Below are 18,246 nucleotides of genomic sequence, written 5' to 3' on the forward strand. Positions count from 1 at the left end.
CTCCTTTATGCTGATGTACTGTTTACAACATTTATTTTCGTAATAACTGCTCTAAACAGCACACCAACGATTCATTTTTTTGATTTTAAACTTTGGTAGAAGCTCTAAAACCCTTGTATTTACTTGACTATTTGCCTGTGTCATTATTATGACACGAAACCCTCTACAAGGATCTAATATAAACATCTTTGTTGCAGGAATATTTACTCCTTCAAGTAATGTAGAATTAGCAATAAGCATTTTTATTTCTGGTAAATCAACATATAAGTCCTCTATAAAATACCTTATTGGCTCTGGTATTGAACCATGATGATAAATAACTCCTTTTTCAATATAATCAGCTAATTTATAATCCTCGTGTACATATTCCCTCAAATCACTAGCAGCTTTATTAAGTCTAAGCATTTGTCTTTCAGGGAGTTTAGAAAATAGTTTAAACGCAAAATTTTCAAGCTTTTTAGGACTGTTTAAATATATTATATTTTTGTTATCACAATTTGTAATAACAACATCTGCGTCGTCTCCTAATTCATTGACCTGTAAATCAATCAGCTTGTCCTTCATCGTAGAATATTGATCTAATAAAACTTTCTTATTGTTCTCCAAATCGTAAAAATAAAACATTTCTGACTTAACATTTTCAACAACACTATACCATTCATCAACATTCGGGAGACATTCAATCTTTAAACTTTCTTTAGATCTTAAGAATGGCGTCAAATATTTGCAAACAAGGTTTTCGTTTCTTTTTTTGCAAATAATAATAACAGAAGCCAAGATCACACTGCGTCTATTTTCATCTGAAAATTCATCTAATATATTATGTGCTTCATCAATAACTAATAAATCAAATTTCAAATTTGGGTTATTCTGTAGCAATCTCAACAGTCTTTCTTGAGTTAACACAGCAATTATTTCATTATCTTTATCACTATACATTTCTGGATATGTTATTATTTTCCTATATCCAAATTTATTTATAATCCTTTTCTTCGTTTGCACCAAAAGAGATTTTGTAGGAGAAATGATACATATTTTTTTAAATTTAGTGTGTTCAATAAATGATAATATCAATTCCGTTTTCCCATACGATGTTGGAGCCACAATAATCTGCGATTTTAATTTTGATTCTGTAGCTTCCTTAAATAATTCAAACTGCCCTATTGTTTGATACGAATTATTCCATTTAAATTCATCACTCTCTATACTATTTATTTCAGTATAGATATTCCCATATCTCTCTGAATAATTTAGATTGTTTTCTATAAATTTTGATATGGGGATAAGCCCTTTATTCAAACTTAATTCGTATAGCGGTTTATAATCATCTGTTATTTTGCTATACAATAAAAATAATCTGTATCCTAATCTTTGTAGATTTTTATTATCCAATCCAGTCAAAAAAATCCCTATAGATAATATTTTTTCTAGTTCTTCATCTGATAACTCTATACCTATCTGTAACTTTTTATATAGTTCTGGAAATTCAGTGTTATAAAGCTTCCTCAATGTTAATTTATCCACTTCAAACCTCCTATACTAATGTCACTAAAAAATCTATTATTGCTTGATATGTTTGTTTTTGTATTGCAATTAATTTCAATTTTGAAAATTTATTAGAGCTTAATATCGAATTGTACAGTTTTCTTAGTTCTATTGAATCTATTGTAGAATTAAATATGCAAAACACAGTACCACCTAAAATAACATTTTTATCGTTGCTTAAACATGAGTTGCTATTTTTATTAAGTATATTAACTATAGTATTTTTTTCACTAGTATCATCCAATGCACTCCTAACGCTATTCACTGCATTTAACCATAATTGTGAATTGTGCATATTCAGTCGTGTATCTAAATCTCTTTTAGCAGTATTGATTCTTTCTCGTACCTTTTCAGTAGAAGTTTTTAGTTTACCTAATTCTCCCGCTTTTGATTCTATAATCCATAAATCTTTATTAGGATCAACAGCAATAATATCAAAACCCTTTTTTACATTTCTTTCTTCTAAATTAAAAAATGGTGAAACTATTTTAATATCAGTAAATTCTCTAATCAGCACATTTAACAATAACTCACCTATCACTCCTACTTTTCTATTTATATTACTTGGAATTCTATGATTTACCAATTCTTTTACAGTTTCATTAAATGAATGATAATTGAGTCCTGAAACAAGAGCATATTCTCCATGACAAATTTCAACCAATTGCTCTTTTATTTTATCCTTTAATTCATCACCTAGATTATGAATTTCTAATATAATACTTTCTCCAATTTTTCTTTCAATTACATCATTCATTATACTTTTCCTTTTATTGTAATTAAGACTTATACTCTCCAGTAGCCTCTCTTATCATTCCGTCATGCCAATCTACCGTTTCTAATGGCATTTCATGATATTTATCAAATACTTCATACAGATACTTATACTTGACCTTATTTTCAATAATCTTCTTCAGAGAATCTGTATCCATTGAAATAATCTTCATGCCTGTAATAGTTTCTTCATCTCTGGTATATAGGATTATTTTTCTATACCTAAAATCTGAAATCACATTTTTATCTAAGTATGTGCTGACAAACAAACTGTAATCGAACGGATTATTAAACCTAATTCTGCAATATCTCCTAAATGTCTTTAAACAGGCTCCATCTCTATTTTTCTTTGATTGTTTCCGCATACAAGAGTTGCTACAAATAATAGCGAATGTTTAAGATAATAGGTGTATGCTTAATATTCATATATAATATCTGCATAACTTCCAGCTACATGTGTCTTAGGCAATAAATTAGCTTCTAATTATAACTTCATGAAGTCCAAGATATTCCATTGTCTTTACTTACTTTATGCCATATATAATTCCCAAAATATATTCAAAGATAGTTGGTATTGCAGTCTCATCTGCAACACTTTATTCTATTCGCTTATCATCTCGTGTTTCAAAATAATTTAGTATCTCTATAAGCACAGAATCATTAAAATTCTAATCAATAAAGTCTATAGGTAATTTATTTCACCTAAGTTTAAAATAATCAAATAACTGCTGACAAACATATCCATTATAATATTCACCGTATGCCTTGAGTTTCTCATTAACAATATATTCTGAATTTTCAAAATGAGACATATAGCCAAGTAGTCCTATAAAACACACTAAGTCATCGGAATAAATTCCTGCATAAGCCTTATACCAAGCATTATCCCATTCACAAATTATCTTATATAATTTTTTATATAATTCCAGTTGAGTTTCATTAAGCTGAAACCATTTTGCATTTAGCAGCCTTTTCTCCGTTCCCTCAGCAAAGGAATGATAGTGTAATTCATCACACAAGGATTTTAACAGCTTTGAAATAATTCCCACCATCATATCTGCCATACGCAAGCCATAACTATCTTTTGAATTTTTCTCTGTCACATTAGACAGTCCCATTACAACTGCAGCTTGCATTGTCCTGCTGGCTTCGTTCTGCTCTCCCTCTTTATCTAAAACTAAGGAGTAATTATTAATCTGTTCTTCCTGCAAATATTTCGCAAAACCGTCAAATGGCATATGATAATCCCATTGCAATTTTGGAATAGCTGAAATATCGTCCAATATATACAGTAAATTTTCAAAGGCTTCATTCTCAAGCTCTTTAAGACTTATATTTGAGCGGTTAAATTCAATTCGTTCTCTAAAAAATCTTTTCAATTCATCTACAAATTCTTCTGGATTATCGTAAATACTTTTGATAACATTCTGAGGACGATAAGTAACAAGAGCTTTTGTAATGGAATACTTAACTGCATCTGCATTTATAATTAAGTTATTCCGATAGCCTTCAAAAAGTTGCAAAACCAAATATTCTATCTTACTCGCAACAGAAAAATACAACTTGGTACTTTCATCGAAAATGGCTAAGAAGTCCATCATAAACTGTATGTTGGCTTTATCGAGCGAAGCAAATCCACATTCAAACTTCTTTTGCTTCAAGGTTGTACTTTTTAATTCTCCGTTTTTATCTTTACGGTCTGCATATTTACTTTCAAAATCCTTATATTTATTGAAAGCTTCTTTTTCTTTTTCTTTAGACCAACCAACTATAACAGTGACAAAATTGTCATAATAATTTGTAGCAGTTACGGTATTATAGTTGATTTTTCTACTGTGTTCAGACTCATCATAATAAAATTTGTATGTATCCATAACTGTTCTGTCTCCTTTTGTTTTTCCCTCGTTACGAATCCATGCGTACAGATGTTCCCTGCTGTGATAACCAAGTTGGTGCACCGTATCTGTAACAGATCCTATCTGATGATAAATACGTAGCACCTTTACCATCTGTCTTTTGAATACATCAATGCCTTCTTTTAGAGTCTCAATATGTGTTCAAGTTTTTATCCGCCCCATCCTCTCCTCAAAGTCATGTGCATTATCTTTTATACTGTTCGATAATTTAAACAAAACTGGAATTTATCTCTACCTTTAAGTAGGCAGTTCTTTACACTCTGTTTCCACTTTCATCAAAAGTATTCTTTAAAGCTTTTTCAGTAGATAATATAATAACAACAAAACTTATCATTTGAATTATTGTAATACCAAGTCCTATCCACCCTATTCTATCAATTGACTTATTAATCACTGTAGGCATAATTGCAATTGTCAATATCAACGATGGAAAAAACATATATATCGACATTCTTGCACAATATTTTTGTGCAAAATCCCATGTATCTTGATTTTTCATAGACTGCTTCGTTCTATATCCACTTGCATTATTAATCGTTTTGAGCTTCGGGCATAAATGCCAAGTTAATAATAACGCAGCAGGTATTAATAATGTGATGATGAACATAAATATCCAAAACCCCATATTTTACACCTCCTCCACAACTTCAAATATTTCATTATCATTTTCCACAAAAGCCAGATGATGGAAGGCTTATAGTTTGATAAGTGCCAATTTAATCAATTATGTTTAGTTCATTTAGTTATAAAATATAGAACGGTTATCAATTCAAATACCCTAAACCCGCAATATACAAATAATTTATCATACATATGCACTTAATCCAATACATATAGTTCTTATAAGAAATCAATTCAACTTCGCACCTTGTACTTGTTTCTTGGACAGTCTTGGCGGAGGACACACATCAATCACTGACACGCCGTAGACTGTGCCAATCAGCTTCGCTATCGCTCGCTTCTCGGACAGTCCTTGCGGAGGAACTACATCGGAATCCAGATGCATCGTCGACTGCAACCACTCAACTGCGCACGTTGTGCTTGTTTCGTGGGCAGTCTTGGTGGAGGACCTACAATCAAAAAGGCTACCCTTCATTAGAGGGACTATCCCAAAATCCAACACGCCGTAGACTGTTCCCAATCAGCTTCGCTGTCGCTCGCTTCTTGGACAGTCCTGGCGGAGGAACTACATCGGAAAAGGGACAATGCACATTTTGTGCATTGTCCCTTTTTCGTGTAGTTCCATCATTCAAACTCCACCGTTCCCGGTGGCTTCGAGGTCAGATCATAGAACACTCTATTCACGTGATCCACCTCATTTATTATTCTATTCATCACCTTCTGCAGCACTGACCATGGGATTTCCACCGCCTCCGCCGTCATGAAGTCGACTGTTTCGACCGCACGGATCGCAACCGCATAGTCATACGTACGGAAGTCACCCATTACGCCGACTGATCTCATATTAGTTAGAGCTGCGAAGTACTGGCTGATTGAGCCTTCGAGACCCGCCTTTGCTATCTCTTCGCGGTAGATCGCATCAGCTTCCTGCACTATCTTAACCTTCTCAGCTGTTACTTCGCCGATGATTCTGATGCCGAGTCCTGGTCCTGGGAATGGCTGACGGTCAACCAGATAGTCTGGGAGACCGAGTTCTCTTCCTAGTGCTCGCACTTCGTCCTTGAACAGCATGCGGAGTGGCTCGATTATCGCCTTAAAATCAACGTGTTCTGGCAGTCCGCCCACGTTATGGTGTGACTTGATAACTGCCGACTTGCCGAGGCCGCTCTCGATGATATCTGCGTATATCGTTCCCTGTGCCAGGAAGTCCACTGCACCTATCTTCTTCGCTTCCTCTTCGAACACTCTGATGAACTCCTCACCGATAATCTTACGCTTCGTCTCTGGGTCTGTCACGCCAGCGAGCTTTGCGTAATATCTCTCCTGAGCATTTACACGCACGAAGTTGAGGTCGTACTCACCCTTGCTGCCAAATATCTCTTCAACCTGATCGCCCTCGTCCTTACGGAGTAGTCCGTGGTCCACGAACACGCAGGTCAGCTGCTTGCCGATTGCCTTTGCCATAAGTGCCGCAACTACGCTGGAATCAACGCCGCCAGAGAGCGCAAGTAGCACCTTTCCGTCTCCAACTTTCTCGCGAATCTCTGCAATTTCCTTCTCAGCGAAGGAATCCATCTTCCAATCCTGCTCGCACTTACACACGCCTAGTATGAAGTTGCTAAGCAGCTCTGTGCCCTCTGCCGTATGATTTACCTCTGGGTGGAACTGAACTGCATAGTAGCCCCTCGCCCTATCTTCCATACCTGCAACTGGGCAATTTTCTGTATGTGCCGTAATCGTGAAGCCTTCTGGAACCTCGCTGATATAGTCAGTGTGGCTCATCCATGTTACGGTCTCGTCGCTAAGTCCTGCAAAGAGGCCTTCCTTACAGTCAACCACTGTATCGGTGCGGCCGTACTCGCTCGTCGGAGCTGTTCCGATCTTACCGCCAAGCACGTGTGCCATAAGCTGTGCGCCATAGCAGATGCCGAGTATCGGTAGCCCTAGCTCAAACACTCCTCTGTCGATTGCTGGTGCACCCTCTCCGTATGCGGACTGCGGTCCACCTGTAAATATGATGCCACATGGGTCGAATTCCTTGACCTTATCAACTGTTATGCTTTCGAAATTATGGACTTCCGAGTACACGCCGAGTTCACGAACCCTGCGGGCGATGAGCTGGTTGTACTGTCCGCCAAAATCAATAATTAATATCTTGTTAGCCATTATCGCTCCTAACGTCTTACTGTTGCTACGCTATTGTCCTTGAGTACAACGTCGTGCGCTCCACCCTCGATGATGCTTGTCGCCGATACGAGTGTGAGCTTCGCATTCTGCTGTAGCTCTGGAATCGAGAGAACCCCGCAGTTGCACATCGTCGACTTAACCTTGTCTAGAGAGAGGTTTACGTTATCGTGCAGCGATCCTGCATATGGAACGTAGGAGTCAACGCCTTCCTCGAACTTGAGCTTGCTATCGCCGCCGAGGTCATATCTCTGCCAGTTACGAGCTCTCGCAGAACCTTCGCCCCAGTATTCCTTCATGTAGTTGCCATTTACCATAACCTTAGCGGATGGTGACTCGTCAAATCTTGCAAAGTATCTTCCTAGCATGATGAAGTCCGCGCCCATAGCGAGTGCTAGCGTCATGTGATAGTCGTACACGATTCCGCCGTCGGAGCAGATTGGAATGTACTCACCTGTCTTCTCGAACCACTCGTCTCTTGCTGCTGCAACCTCGAGCACTGCAGATGCCTGTCCGCGTCCGATTCCCTTCTGCTCTCTAGTGATGCAGATGGAGCCGCCACCGATTCCGACCTTGATGAAGTCTGCGCCGCTCTTAGCGAGGAAGTCGAAACCTTCCTTATCTACGACGTTACCAGCACCGATTTTAACTGTATCGCCGTACTTCTCTCTAACCCACTTGAGGGTTCTAGCCTGCCACTCAGAATATCCCTCTGAGGAGTCGATTGTAAGCACGTCTACGCCTGCCTCTACGAGAGCTGGGATTCTCTCCTCGTAGTCACGAGTGTTGATTCCTGCACCTACGATGAAGCTCTTGTTGTCGTCGAGTAGCTCGTTAGGATTCTGCTTGTGAGAGTCATAGTCTTTTCTAAATACAAATGCTACTAGGCATCCGTCCTTATCCACGATTGGCAGCTGGTTTACCTTGTTCTCCCATATGATGTCGTTTGCCTCGGATAGAGTGATTCCAGCGTTGCCGTACACGATGTTCTCGAGAGGTGTCATGAACTCAGAAACCTTAGTATCTGTGCTGAGTCTGCTAATTCTGTAGTCCTTGCTTGTAACGAGGCCGACTAGCTTGCCGTGGCCTGTGCCGTCATCTGTAACCGCTACCGTCGAGTGTCCGGAGTTCTTCTTAATTGCGAGAACGTCAGCAAGTGTACTGTCAGGCTTTACGTTGGTATCACTTGGTACGAAGCCTGCCTTGTAGGACTTAACCTTCTTGACCATTGCCGCCTGGCTCTCGATTGACTGAGAACCGAAGATGAAAGAAATTCCACCCTCCTTCGCTAATGCAACCGCCATCCCGTCATCAGAAACAGCCTGCATTACTGCGGAAACAAGTGGAATATTTGCCTTGATCTTAGGCTCCTCGCCTTTCTTGAATTTAGTAATCGGAGTCGCGAGCGACACATTCTCAGGCCTAGCATCTGCGCTAGAATATCCAGGCACTAGAAGGTACTCGCTAAATGTTCTTGATGGTTCTGTTAGAACGATTGCCATTTTGCACCTCTCTCTTTCTATATATGAAAATCAAATTGTAAGTTAAGATATTAATTGAAAATTATAGCACAATAGGGTGGTTTTCGGTAGTGGTTGGAGCGGAAAATATAATAAAAAAGCTGTGGCCAAGCGAATCGCCCAGCCACAACCCCATGATTTAATTTTTATGTAATCACTAGCTTCGGTTATGATTTTGGTTCATTAACTTTCTGTTTGTGACTATCTAATCTCGTATACCCTTTTTAGAAACTAAGTTCTAATCTAGTATATCCCCTATTTGTGGCTACACTCTAGTCTTGTGTTCCCTTTTGTATCCCCTTGAACTACGCTCTAATCTCGTATGTCCCTTCCTGAGGCTCCTCGTATGTGAGTCCTGCAGGCTCGAACATTCCCTTTACGATTTCTGATCTGAGCACATAGTAGAGTTCATCCTCTTCATTAGCCCAGTGCTGAGCGTGAATGTCCATGTTGCGCCTCCATGTGATGGAGTCGTCTGTCTGGCTGATCATCTCATTTACATTGTCACAAGGCATACCGTCGAGCAGTGTGTTGTTGAGGTATCCGAAAGCTACATCTGGTTTAGTTCCAGCTGGCACCGCATTTAGCTCGCCGAAGCGTCTAGCTGCCTGCTTTAGATCCTCTACTCTTGCAGGGTTTGCTGATGCGATAGTCTGAACTAGCTTCGCATATCTGCTCTCTGCATCTGCAATTCTTGCCTGAAGGCTGCCGTGAATGTTGTCAGGGTCAACCGCCTCTTCAAGCGGACGTCTATCGTAGCTGTGACACTCATTTGCAAGCTCCTCTGTTAGCTCGCTCCATCCCTCTGCCTTTCCAGCATCGATCAGAGCGTCTGTTAGGTCTTCCTGAAATATAATCTTGTCATATAGCCACTGATGTATAGGTCCTAGAAATAAACTCATCGTTACCTCCTATTTACCAAGGAATAGCTCGATATCGTCGTCTACTGTTCCGATTCCTGCGATTCCGAAGTTCTCGACAAGTACGTTTGCAACGTTTGGCGAGAGGAATCCTGGTAGTGTTGGTCCTAGGTGGATGTTCTTAACACCGAGGTATAGAAGTGCGAGAAGTACGATTACAGCCTTCTGCTCATACCAAGCGATGTTGTAAGCGATTGGTAGCTCGTTAACGTCATCTAGTCCAAATACTTCCTTGAGCTTGAGCGCGATCAATGCTAGTGAATATGAGTCGTTGCACTGTCCTGCGTCGAGCACGCGTGGAATTCCACCGATGTCTCCAAGGTCTAGCTTGTTGTACTTGTACTTAGCGCATCCTGCTGTGAGGATTACTGTATCCTTAGGTAGAGCCTTTGCAAAATCTGTGTAGTAGTTTCTAGACTTCATTCTGCCGTCGCAGCCAGCCATTACGAAGAACTTCTTGATTGCTCCAGACTTAACTGCCTCAACTACTGTATCTGCTAGTGCAAATACCTGCTCGTGTGCAAATCCACCTACGATCTCTCCAGTCTCGATCTCTGTTGGTGCTGGGCACTTCTTAGCTAGCTCGATAATCTCAGAGAAGTCCTTAGTCTCACCGTACTTGCCGTCGATGTGCTTGCATCCTGGGTATCCTGCTGCACCTGTTGTAAATAGTCTATCCTTGTAGCTATCTGCTGGTGGCACGATGCAGTTTGTAGTCATCAGGATAGGTCCGTTGAATGTCTCGAACTCTTCCTTCTGCTTCCACCATGCATTTCCGTAGTTACCAGCGAAGTGCTCGTACTTCTTGAATGCTGGGTAGTACTGTCCTGCGAGCATCTCAGAATGTGTATATACATCTACGCCTGTTCCCTCTGTCTGCTCTAGAAGCATCTCGAGGTCCTTTAGGTCGTGACCTGAAATCAGGATTCCTGGGTTCTTTCTAACACCGAGATCTACCTTTGTGATCTCTGGGTTTCCGTAAGCAGATGTGTTTGCCTCGTCGAGTAGAGCCATACCATCTACACCATACTTACCTGTCTCTAGTGTAAGTGCAACTAGGTCATCTACTGATAGAGAATCGTCTAGTGTAAGTGCTAGAGCCTTCTGCATGAAAGCATCAACCTCTACGTTGTCCTTAAGTAGAGCATTTGCATGCTTGCTGTAAGCGGAAAGTCCCTTTAGTCCGTAAGTGATGAGCTCTCTTAGCGATCTTACATCTTCGTTCTCAGTGGATAGAACGCCAACCTCTGGGCTTGCAGCCTTAGCAGCGAACTCACCTACGCAGCCGTTCCACTTTGCAGCCTCTGGAAGCTTGCTTGCATCGTCAAGCTGCTTTAGTAGCTGCTCCTTACATGTTAGCGTCTCAACGATCTTAGCTGTGATTGCTTCATCGTCGAAGTTAGCATTCGTGATAGTTGTGAATAGGTTGAGCGACACTAGGTGGTTTACCTGCTCGCTCACTTCCTTACCCTCAGCTCTTAGCTGTGTAGTTACTGCAGAAAGTCCCTTAGTTACGTATACGAGCAGATCCTGTAGTCCTGCTGTCTCTGGAAGCTTGCCGCAAACTCCTCTCATAGTACATCCTGTGCCCTTTGCTGTCTCCTGGCACTGATAACAAAACATACGGTTTTCCATGTGTTTCTCCTTTCACTGTTATATAACGTCATTTGTTTTTTGCTTTAATTAATGTTTGCTTTAAGTTTATGGCACAAGCATATCATTAAAAAAAGATGGAATCTGTAACTAATGTTACAATTCCATCTTTTTATTTTTGTTTTTGAATTAATGCATTTATCTACGTTAGTTGCGTTCTATCTGCATTAATTATATGCGAATAAATGATTCACCATCAGTTGAGCGCCTCGATTTCTGCAGGGTCAAGAACATATATCTTGCGCCCTTTTATCTCGATTAAGCCATCGTCCTGCATCTTCATAAGCTCTCTCGAAACCGACGGTCTAGTCACTCCCAGGAATTCAGCTAAACCTTCTCTCGTCATATTGATCGGCTTGCTCATATCCCTGTCGTTATAGACGAGCAGCATCTTAGCGATCTTCTGGCGGAGAGTCGGACAAGATAGAATCCTGAGCCTCATATTTAGCGCGTAGGCGTTTCTCGCAAAGCTCATAAGCATGTTATTGATCAGATGATTGTGATAGTCACATCCGCTCGCGCATGTCCCAGACATGAACTCGCGTGGTAGCGCAATAACCTTGGTATCGCAAGTAGCCTGCGCGAATACACCGTACTTCTCTTTGCCGAGAAATAGCAGTATATCTCCGAACACCTCTCCCGTATCCGTGAAGTTTCCGATAATTCTCCTATTGCCATCGAATGAATCATAGCCGATTCTCACTCCACCCTCTAGGAGGATGTGAAGCTTTGTTGGTTCATCCTCTTCAGTGAATATCATGTCCCCCTTCTTGAACGAGAGGCAGAGTGCACCGCTGCATGTAAAGCAGTTATGCACTTCGTCTACCGTCATATTATCGAAAAGAGGGCTCACCATGAGGCGTTCAGCTATTACTCTATCCGTCTTTGATGATGCTCTTGCTGCCATATCCCTCGCCTATTACATCATGCCCATTCCGCCGCCTGCAGGCATTGCAGGTGCAGCTGGCAAGTCTTCCTTAATCTCTGAAATTCCAGCCTCAGTAGTGAGAAGCATGCCTGCTACACTCGAAGCGTTCTGAAGTGCAGATCTTGTAACCTTAACTGGGTCAACGATACCAGCTTCAATCATGTCTACATACTCCTCTGTTGCTGCGTTAAATCCGACGCCCTTCTTGGACTCCTTAACCTTAGCAACGATTACGCTGCCTTCATATCCTGCGTTCTCAGCAATCTGTCTAACTGGCTCTTCTAGTGCCCTAACAACGATTCTTGCACCCGTCCTCATATCTCCGTCAAGGCTCTCAGCATACTCAGAAACCTTGTCGATTGCAGAGATAAGCGATGTACCACCACCTGCAACGATGCCTTCCTCAACTGCAGCTCTAGTAGCATTTAGAGCGTCCTCGAGTCTAAGCTTCTTATCCTTAAGCTCTGTCTCTGTAGCAGCTCCAGCATTGATAACTGCAACTCCACCTACTAGTTTAGCAAGTCTCTCCTGCAGCTTCTCTCTATCGAAGTCAGAAGTTGAGTCCTCAATCTCTCCCTTGATCTTCTCCACTCTCTCTTCGATTTCAGACTTATCTCCAGCACCGTTTACGATTACTGTGTGATCCTTATTAACCTTAACAGTTCCAGCCTTACCGAGCATATCCACTGTAGCTTCCTTGAGCTCATATCCTAGCTCCTCGCTGATTACAGTACCGCCTGTGAGGATTGCAATATCCTCCATCATAGCCTTTCTTCTGTCGCCAAATCCAGGGGCCTTTACAGCTACTACATCGAGTGTTCCTCTCAGCTTGTTAACTACTAGTGTTGCAAGTGCCTCACCATCTACATCATCTGCAACGATGAGCAGCTTCTTGCCTGACTTCATGATATCCTCAAGAAGCGGTACTAGGTCCTGAATGTTGGAAATCTTCTTATCTGTAAGAAGGATGTATGGGTTATCGAGAACTGCTTCCATCTTCTCAGAATTAGCTGCCATATATGGTGATAGATATCCTCTGTCGAACTGCATACCCTCAACTACGTCTAGTGTAGTTCCGAGTGATCTCGACTCCTCAACTGTGATTACGCCATCAGTTCCAACCTTCTCCATAGCCTCGGATATTAGCTCACCAATCTCTCTATCTCCAGCAGATACAGATGCAACCTGAGCTACACTCTCCTTATCATCTACTTTAACTGCGCTGTTCTTGAGGTACTCAACTGCAACCTCTACAGCACCGCTGATTCCCTTCTTGAGAACCATTGGATTAGCTCCAGCAGTTACGTTCTTGAATCCTTCGCGAACGATTGCCTGTGTGAGAAGTGTAGCTGTAGTAGTTCCGTCACCTGCTACATCGTTAGTCTTTGTAGCAACTTCCTTAACTAGCTGAGCTCCCATGTTCTCTACCTGGTCCTCGAGCTCGATCTCCTTAGCGATTGAAACACCGTCGTTAGTGATAAGTGGTGATCCATACGATCTCTCTATGAGAACATTTCTGCCCTTAGGTCCAAGTGTAATCTTAACTGTATCTGCAAGCTTGTCTACGCCTGCGAGGAGCTTTCTTCTAGACTCCTCTCCATAATGTAAATCCTTTGCCATTTTAGCTTCCTCCTATATATGCACCAATCACGGTGCGTGATTATATTTAAACTACTGACTCTACAGCCATTATGTATATCTGCCTCTCCTAGTAGCACTCTCTATACTTATATAGAGGCTAAGCAATTACTCGATAACTGCCAATATATCCCTCTGGCTCATGATGATATAATCCTCGCCACCATACTTGAGCTCTGTACCGCCGTACTTCGAGAATATAACCTTATCTCCTACCTTTACTTCCATCTTCTCGTCCTCAGTTCCTGGACCTACTGCGAGAACCTCAGCCTCCTGTGGCTTCTCCTTGGCACTTGCCGAAAGTATCAGACCGCCTTCAGTCTTCTCAAGTGCTTCGCTACGCTTAATAACAACTCTTGCGCCTAGTGGCTTTATTCCTATACTCATTTGTAACCTCCTGATTATACGCTTTATTCGTATTGTTAGCACTCAATAATCAAGAGTGCTAACCTTCATAACATAATTTTACTCAGCCCCTTATGCATTGTCAACACAGCACTATGAATTAAATGTGAAAATATCTTCACTGCATGCTTCTATAGTAATAGAACAGATACTGCTGTGCTATGCCGCCTAGTTCGCCGAAGTGCTCATCAGCAAACTTCTGCATACCCTTGATATCCTTGATATCAAAGCCGTATAGATCAACCATTATCTTCTTCATCCAGATATCAATCGGAAATGCCGTAAAGTCTCTGAGCCCGAATAGAAGTATGCAGTTTGCGACTTTAGGGCCAACACCAAGATAAGATAATAGAGCCTTATGTTTCTCCTCCGTTGTTCCCGTAGGCACTCCGTGCTCAGCGAAATGCTTAGGAGCTGATACTAGGTATGCGTTTCTATATCCGAGCTTTAAGTCCGCAAGTTCTTCAAGCGTAGCTTTCGACAGCTGCTCCGGCGTAGGAAATGCATATCTCACCTCGCCCATGAATTCACCGATTTCAGTGCCGTAGTTCTTCGCAAGTGACTCAATGCATTTCTTAATCCTAGGTATGTTGTTGTTCTGCGAGACTATGAATGAGATCAGAACCTCCCAGTAGTCCTGATTAAGTATCCTGATGCCGTGACACACATCTATAGACTTCGCTAGCTTAGGCTCACCAGCGAGAAGTGCTCTCTTCATCGCTCCATAGTCAGTATCCAAATCAAAGTAGCTATGCCAATACTCCTCACTACCGCCCGTGCACTCGATTATAAGCGAGCACGAATCGCCATCATGCTCGAGCGAAACGTGTGCCGCATGACCTCCTGCAACACCTATGTATGAACCATCCTCACATTCATTCCAGCGAAAGCACTGACCACACTCGAACACGTGAGGTAGCTCTATATCATGTAAATTATCAAATCTAATAACCTTAATATCGTTCATAACCCCTTCCTTTCATAATGGCTATTATACATGAATTTTCGGTCATGATTTATAGGAGTTCAAAATAAAAAGACCGCCAGAAGGCTTCTAAAGGCGGTCTCTTATGTTACAGCTATGCAAAATCAGTCGATTATCATAGTTACTACTCCGAAATTAGTGCATTTTTCGCTATTGAAAATTTCAATACGGGTTTTCGTCACAGTGTTTTATTAACTGATTTAATATGCAGTTTTGCTTCATAGTTTTATTGATTACGAGTTTTACTTCACTGCAATAATTTCAACTTCGCAGAGTGCTCCTGCTGGAAGCGCTGTGATTGCAACGCATGATCTAGCTGGCTTTGAAGTGAAATACTTAGCATATACTTCATTGAAATCCTTGAACTCTGACATGTCGAGGATATAACAAGTTGTCTTAACTACGTTATCGTAAGTCATGCCGTTAGCCTTGAGAATCTCGCCTACATTTTTGCAAGCCTGCTCGCACTGACTCTGCACATCCTCGCCAGCGAACTTCCCTGTCTCAGGGTCGATTCCGATTGCACCAGAAGCGTAAAGTGTATTTCCCGCCATCACTGCCTGTGAGTATGGTCCTAGAGCTGCAGGTGCAGTCTTGATATCAGTATATTCAAACATTTATCTACCTCCAAAATAATAATATAGAGAAATATTTATTACATTTTGATTGTAACACCGGGGCGCAACCAGTTCAAACGGTTATGGAGCTGTTGCGGCACCAATTCTGCTGATTTTCCACTGAGAAGTGTAGCTAGCGAAGCTGGAGCTATGGTGTAGAAATGATTTCCTTATCTTATATGAAATGAACACCTTGAACTCTGTTAAATAAACACCTTGAACTCCGCCCAGATTCTTCCCTTCTTGGAGACCCCCGAGAGCTCAGAAAGTATCGCCTTACCTTTGCCGCGGAGCACTATCGTATCACCTTCATTGATACGCTTATCTACCTTGGTAACTTCCTCGTGGTTTACAAAAACGATGCCTCCTTTGATGGCTCTCACCGCTTCGCTCCGCGAGACATGGAACGCCGCTGACACCACATTGTCTAGTCTTGGCGAAGAAAGTGTGTCTCTAACCGCTTTCACCCTCTGCTCGGGTACTTCCAGTTCGCCTATATCAGAGGCTGTAATCTGGAGATTTGTATGACCGGCACTGTGAAATTCGGCTAGAAGGAAATCCACAATTTCAGAATTCACAATCATGTCGGCACCATTGTCATTTACAAGGATATCACCGATCACAGACCTATCAAGCCCAAGCGAGAGCACAGACCCGAGATAATCCCTATGCGTGAGCTTTCTGCCGCCTGGAACCACCTTGATGTGAAGTACCGAAAGCGGTGAAATCATCTCTAGCGTTTCCTCGAGAGTATCAGCGTATCCATCTGGAACGAACATGATAATCCGTCTCTCGGCATCATCATACCCTCCGTAGAAAAAAGATTTGACATCACTTCTTCCCTTCACGATGCGCATGGCAAGCGACTGCTCGTGCATGTTAAGAAAGCCTGTCGCAGTAATGTAGCTACCACGCTCGCACTGCTCGAGCTTATCCTCTATTCTCGCTGTAATAATCTTGTCGTTATCCATTTCTTTCCTGTTCAAATATTATGCTGTTTTTTAAATCAAGCCTTACCTGATTCTGTTATCAGCCTTAAAGCTCGTTCACCGCTGTGACAACCAATCTTCCGTCTCGAAACACGAACTCTATATCGACGTTCACAAACGCCATCTTGCATGGCTTTGCAGAATCCCTATCATAGGCATCCCTTGGATCAAGCTCAAGAATCCTTATGAGTGGCGCGCGAAACTCTTCATCGACTTTTGCAAGTAGGTCATCTGGAAATTCGACATCAATCGAATTATCAATGCTCTTTGCAAACCCTTCATCTGCCTCTGTGATGATATCACTATATGGGATATACGGCTTGATGTCGTATATCGGCGTGCCATCGAGTAGATCTGCCCCTTCGACGATGAGTCTGAGCTGACCATTATCATCTCGTATCTCGAGGAGCTTGACTGCAGATATGCCAAGTGAGTTTGGCCTATATGGCGACCTCGTAGCAAATACGCCCTTTCGTATATCCCCGCCGAGGCGAGGTGGTCTCACGGTAGGCTTCCACGCAGGATGCTCCTCGGTCATATCTATCTTGGTGTCCGAAAATCCCCAAATTAGCCAAATGTGAGAGAACTCTTCGAGTCCTCTCACAGCGTCAGGATTATTAAATTCGTCGCCGAAGACTACCTCCGACTTAAGGCCCTGTACGAGCCTTGGCTGCCTCGGAATACCGTACTTCTGCTTGAAAGCAGATCTCATTACAGCAACCTGGCGAATCTCATGTATGTCGTTCATTATCCTGTCCTATACCTGATTGACGTATCATCTGATTAGAAGCTTACGATTAGAAGTTCTCACTTCTGATTTGACTTTGAGCAGTTATGCGTCGTATTTTGCCTTGTGCGTAGCACTATGCCCACACGAAATCCTTTGGTGAAGAACCTATCTCAAAGTGATACTTAACTATGCCAGCATCTAGCTTAGTAAATGGTCCGAAGCCAGGCTTTATCTTCACTCTATCTCCGCTTATCGCAAAGGTAAACTTCTGCTGGTTCATAGCTGTCGGTGCTAGGAGCGCCATCTCAATGCCCTTCTTGAACCACTCAGGAGTGTCCTCGAAGCTTGAAATCCTCGAAGATTTGCCATCGAAGACATCTTCTGGCTTCTTAGACTTCCTGCTAGCTCCCGTCGTGCATCCATAGCCTAGGGTAATTACGGCAACGATCTTCTCATCGTGTCCGACATCAATCGCTTCCTTGACCTTCTTATAGGTTCCACCTACCCAGCAAGTGCTGAGCCCGTGCTGCACACAGCGGATCACTAGCTTCTCACCGTAGTATCCCGCCTTTTCATCGAGGTCTTCACGCTTCCTACCGACTACGGCAATGTAATTTTTAACATTTGAGAATTTGCCGTATTTTGCAAGTAGACTCGAGAATGCCTTTGGCTCATCCTGTATAAGCTGAAAATGCATATCTCCCTCGCGATTACACTGCTGAATCATGACCTTAAGATCCTCTGCTACCTTCGCATCGATAGGCCTGTCCTCGTAAGCACGCACGGAGTGTCTCACCTTTACACACTCTCTGATGTTCATA

The 18,246-nt window shown here is 42.0% G+C and carries 18 protein-coding genes; all 18 read right to left on the bottom strand.

Features of this window, described 5'->3' with window-relative positions:
- Positions 1-51 precede the first annotated feature (51 nt).
- Positions 52-1,524 (bottom strand): DEAD/DEAH box helicase, encoded by a 1,473-nt coding sequence (locus C5Q96_RS04460; RefSeq protein WP_170035494.1) that lies wholly within the window; start codon positions 1,522-1,524, stop codon positions 52-54.
- Between the two features lie 10 nt (positions 1,525-1,534).
- Positions 1,535-2,302: a Hachiman antiphage defense system protein HamA gene (locus C5Q96_RS04465; RefSeq protein WP_106057211.1), complete on the bottom strand. Its 768-nt coding sequence runs from the start codon at positions 2,300-2,302 to the stop codon at positions 1,535-1,537.
- Between the two features lie 22 nt (positions 2,303-2,324).
- The gene (locus C5Q96_RS08740; RefSeq protein ID WP_205763983.1) at positions 2,325-2,684 is read right to left on the bottom strand and encodes an AlwI family type II restriction endonuclease; all 360 of its coding nucleotides are present in this window, start codon (positions 2,682-2,684) and stop codon (positions 2,325-2,327) included.
- A 333-nt stretch (positions 2,685-3,017) separates the two neighbouring features.
- Positions 3,018-4,193, bottom strand: coding sequence for a DUF3800 domain-containing protein (locus tag C5Q96_RS04475; protein WP_245905547.1), 1,176 nt, complete (start codon positions 4,191-4,193; stop codon positions 3,018-3,020).
- A gap of 295 nt (positions 4,194-4,488) precedes the next feature.
- Positions 4,489-4,860, bottom strand: a complete 372-nt coding sequence (locus C5Q96_RS04480) for an SdpI family protein (RefSeq protein ID WP_106057212.1) — start codon at positions 4,858-4,860, stop codon at positions 4,489-4,491.
- 225 nt (positions 4,861-5,085) lie between these two features.
- Positions 5,086-5,241, bottom strand: a complete 156-nt coding sequence (locus tag C5Q96_RS08620) for a hypothetical protein (RefSeq protein WP_158696685.1) — start codon at positions 5,239-5,241, stop codon at positions 5,086-5,088.
- A 239-nt stretch (positions 5,242-5,480) separates the two neighbouring features.
- On the bottom strand, positions 5,481-7,022 hold the full coding sequence (guaA, locus tag C5Q96_RS04485; protein WP_106057213.1) for a glutamine-hydrolyzing GMP synthase: 1,542 nt from the start codon (positions 7,020-7,022) through the stop codon (positions 5,481-5,483).
- 8 nt (positions 7,023-7,030) lie between these two features.
- A complete protein-coding gene (locus C5Q96_RS04490) occupies positions 7,031-8,542 on the bottom strand; it encodes an IMP dehydrogenase (RefSeq protein ID WP_106057214.1) in 1,512 nt (503 codons plus the stop codon).
- Positions 8,543-8,865: 323 nt separating this feature from the next.
- Positions 8,866-9,462 (bottom strand): hypothetical protein, encoded by a 597-nt coding sequence (locus C5Q96_RS04495; protein WP_106057215.1) that lies wholly within the window; start codon positions 9,460-9,462, stop codon positions 8,866-8,868.
- Positions 9,463-9,471: 9 nt separating this feature from the next.
- Complete coding sequence (gene hcp / locus C5Q96_RS04500; RefSeq protein ID WP_106057216.1) at positions 9,472-11,115, bottom strand: hydroxylamine reductase; 1,644 nt, start codon at positions 11,113-11,115, stop codon at positions 9,472-9,474.
- A 214-nt stretch (positions 11,116-11,329) separates the two neighbouring features.
- Positions 11,330-12,040, bottom strand: coding sequence for a Crp/Fnr family transcriptional regulator (locus C5Q96_RS04505; protein ID WP_106057217.1), 711 nt, complete (start codon positions 12,038-12,040; stop codon positions 11,330-11,332).
- Positions 12,041-12,052: 12 nt separating this feature from the next.
- Positions 12,053-13,681 (bottom strand): chaperonin GroEL, encoded by a 1,629-nt coding sequence (gene groL / locus C5Q96_RS04510; protein ID WP_106057218.1) that lies wholly within the window; start codon positions 13,679-13,681, stop codon positions 12,053-12,055.
- A 126-nt stretch (positions 13,682-13,807) separates the two neighbouring features.
- Positions 13,808-14,080, bottom strand: a complete 273-nt coding sequence (locus C5Q96_RS04515) for a co-chaperone GroES (protein WP_094234772.1) — start codon at positions 14,078-14,080, stop codon at positions 13,808-13,810.
- 142 nt (positions 14,081-14,222) lie between these two features.
- Positions 14,223-15,071, bottom strand: a complete 849-nt coding sequence (locus tag C5Q96_RS04520) for a DNA-3-methyladenine glycosylase family protein (RefSeq protein ID WP_106057219.1) — start codon at positions 15,069-15,071, stop codon at positions 14,223-14,225.
- A gap of 260 nt (positions 15,072-15,331) precedes the next feature.
- Entirely contained in the window at positions 15,332-15,706 is a 375-nt protein-coding gene (locus C5Q96_RS04525; protein ID WP_106057220.1) for a Rid family detoxifying hydrolase, read from the bottom strand.
- Between the two features lie 203 nt (positions 15,707-15,909).
- Positions 15,910-16,677, bottom strand: coding sequence for a YlmH family RNA-binding protein (locus tag C5Q96_RS04530; RefSeq protein ID WP_106057221.1), 768 nt, complete (start codon positions 16,675-16,677; stop codon positions 15,910-15,912).
- Positions 16,678-16,741: 64 nt separating this feature from the next.
- Complete coding sequence (gene tsaA / locus C5Q96_RS04535) at positions 16,742-17,443, bottom strand: tRNA (N6-threonylcarbamoyladenosine(37)-N6)-methyltransferase TrmO (protein ID WP_106057222.1); 702 nt, start codon at positions 17,441-17,443, stop codon at positions 16,742-16,744.
- Positions 17,444-17,558: 115 nt separating this feature from the next.
- Complete coding sequence (locus tag C5Q96_RS04540; protein ID WP_106057223.1) at positions 17,559-18,245, bottom strand: nitroreductase family protein; 687 nt, start codon at positions 18,243-18,245, stop codon at positions 17,559-17,561.
- Position 18,246 lies beyond the last annotated feature (1 nt).

The sequence above is a fragment of the Mogibacterium diversum genome, from assembly GCF_002998925.1.
Taxonomy (GTDB): Bacteria; Bacillota; Clostridia; order Peptostreptococcales; family Anaerovoracaceae; genus Mogibacterium; species Mogibacterium diversum.

Coding starts and splice junctions, on each gene's coding strand:
- C5Q96_RS04465 (WP_106057211.1), bottom strand. CDS start 2,302: ATGAATGATGTAATTGAAAGAAAAATTGGAGAAAGTATTATATTAGAA.
- C5Q96_RS08740 (WP_205763983.1), bottom strand. CDS start 2,684: ATGCGGAAACAATCAAAGAAAAATAGAGATGGAGCCTGTTTAAAGACA.
- C5Q96_RS04475 (WP_245905547.1), bottom strand. CDS start 4,193: ATGGATACATACAAATTTTATTATGATGAGTCTGAACACAGTAGAAAA.
- C5Q96_RS04480 (WP_106057212.1), bottom strand. CDS start 4,860: ATGGGGTTTTGGATATTTATGTTCATCATCACATTATTAATACCTGCT.
- C5Q96_RS08620 (WP_158696685.1), bottom strand. CDS start 5,241: ATGCATCTGGATTCCGATGTAGTTCCTCCGCAAGGACTGTCCGAGAAG.
- guaA (WP_106057213.1), bottom strand. CDS start 7,022: ATGGCTAACAAGATATTAATTATTGATTTTGGCGGACAGTACAACCAG.
- C5Q96_RS04490 (WP_106057214.1), bottom strand. CDS start 8,542: ATGGCAATCGTTCTAACAGAACCATCAAGAACATTTAGCGAGTACCTT.
- C5Q96_RS04495 (WP_106057215.1), bottom strand. CDS start 9,462: ATGAGTTTATTTCTAGGACCTATACATCAGTGGCTATATGACAAGATT.
- hcp (WP_106057216.1), bottom strand. CDS start 11,115: ATGGAAAACCGTATGTTTTGTTATCAGTGCCAGGAGACAGCAAAGGGC.
- C5Q96_RS04505 (WP_106057217.1), bottom strand. CDS start 12,040: ATGGCAGCAAGAGCATCATCAAAGACGGATAGAGTAATAGCTGAACGC.
- groL (WP_106057218.1), bottom strand. CDS start 13,681: ATGGCAAAGGATTTACATTATGGAGAGGAGTCTAGAAGAAAGCTCCTC.
- C5Q96_RS04520 (WP_106057219.1), bottom strand. CDS start 15,071: ATGAACGATATTAAGGTTATTAGATTTGATAATTTACATGATATAGAG.
- C5Q96_RS04525 (WP_106057220.1), bottom strand. CDS start 15,706: ATGTTTGAATATACTGATATCAAGACTGCACCTGCAGCTCTAGGACCA.
- C5Q96_RS04530 (WP_106057221.1), bottom strand. CDS start 16,677: ATGGATAACGACAAGATTATTACAGCGAGAATAGAGGATAAGCTCGAG.
- tsaA (WP_106057222.1), bottom strand. CDS start 17,443: ATGAACGACATACATGAGATTCGCCAGGTTGCTGTAATGAGATCTGCT.
- C5Q96_RS04540 (WP_106057223.1), bottom strand. CDS start 18,245: ATGAACATCAGAGAGTGTGTAAAGGTGAGACACTCCGTGCGTGCTTAC.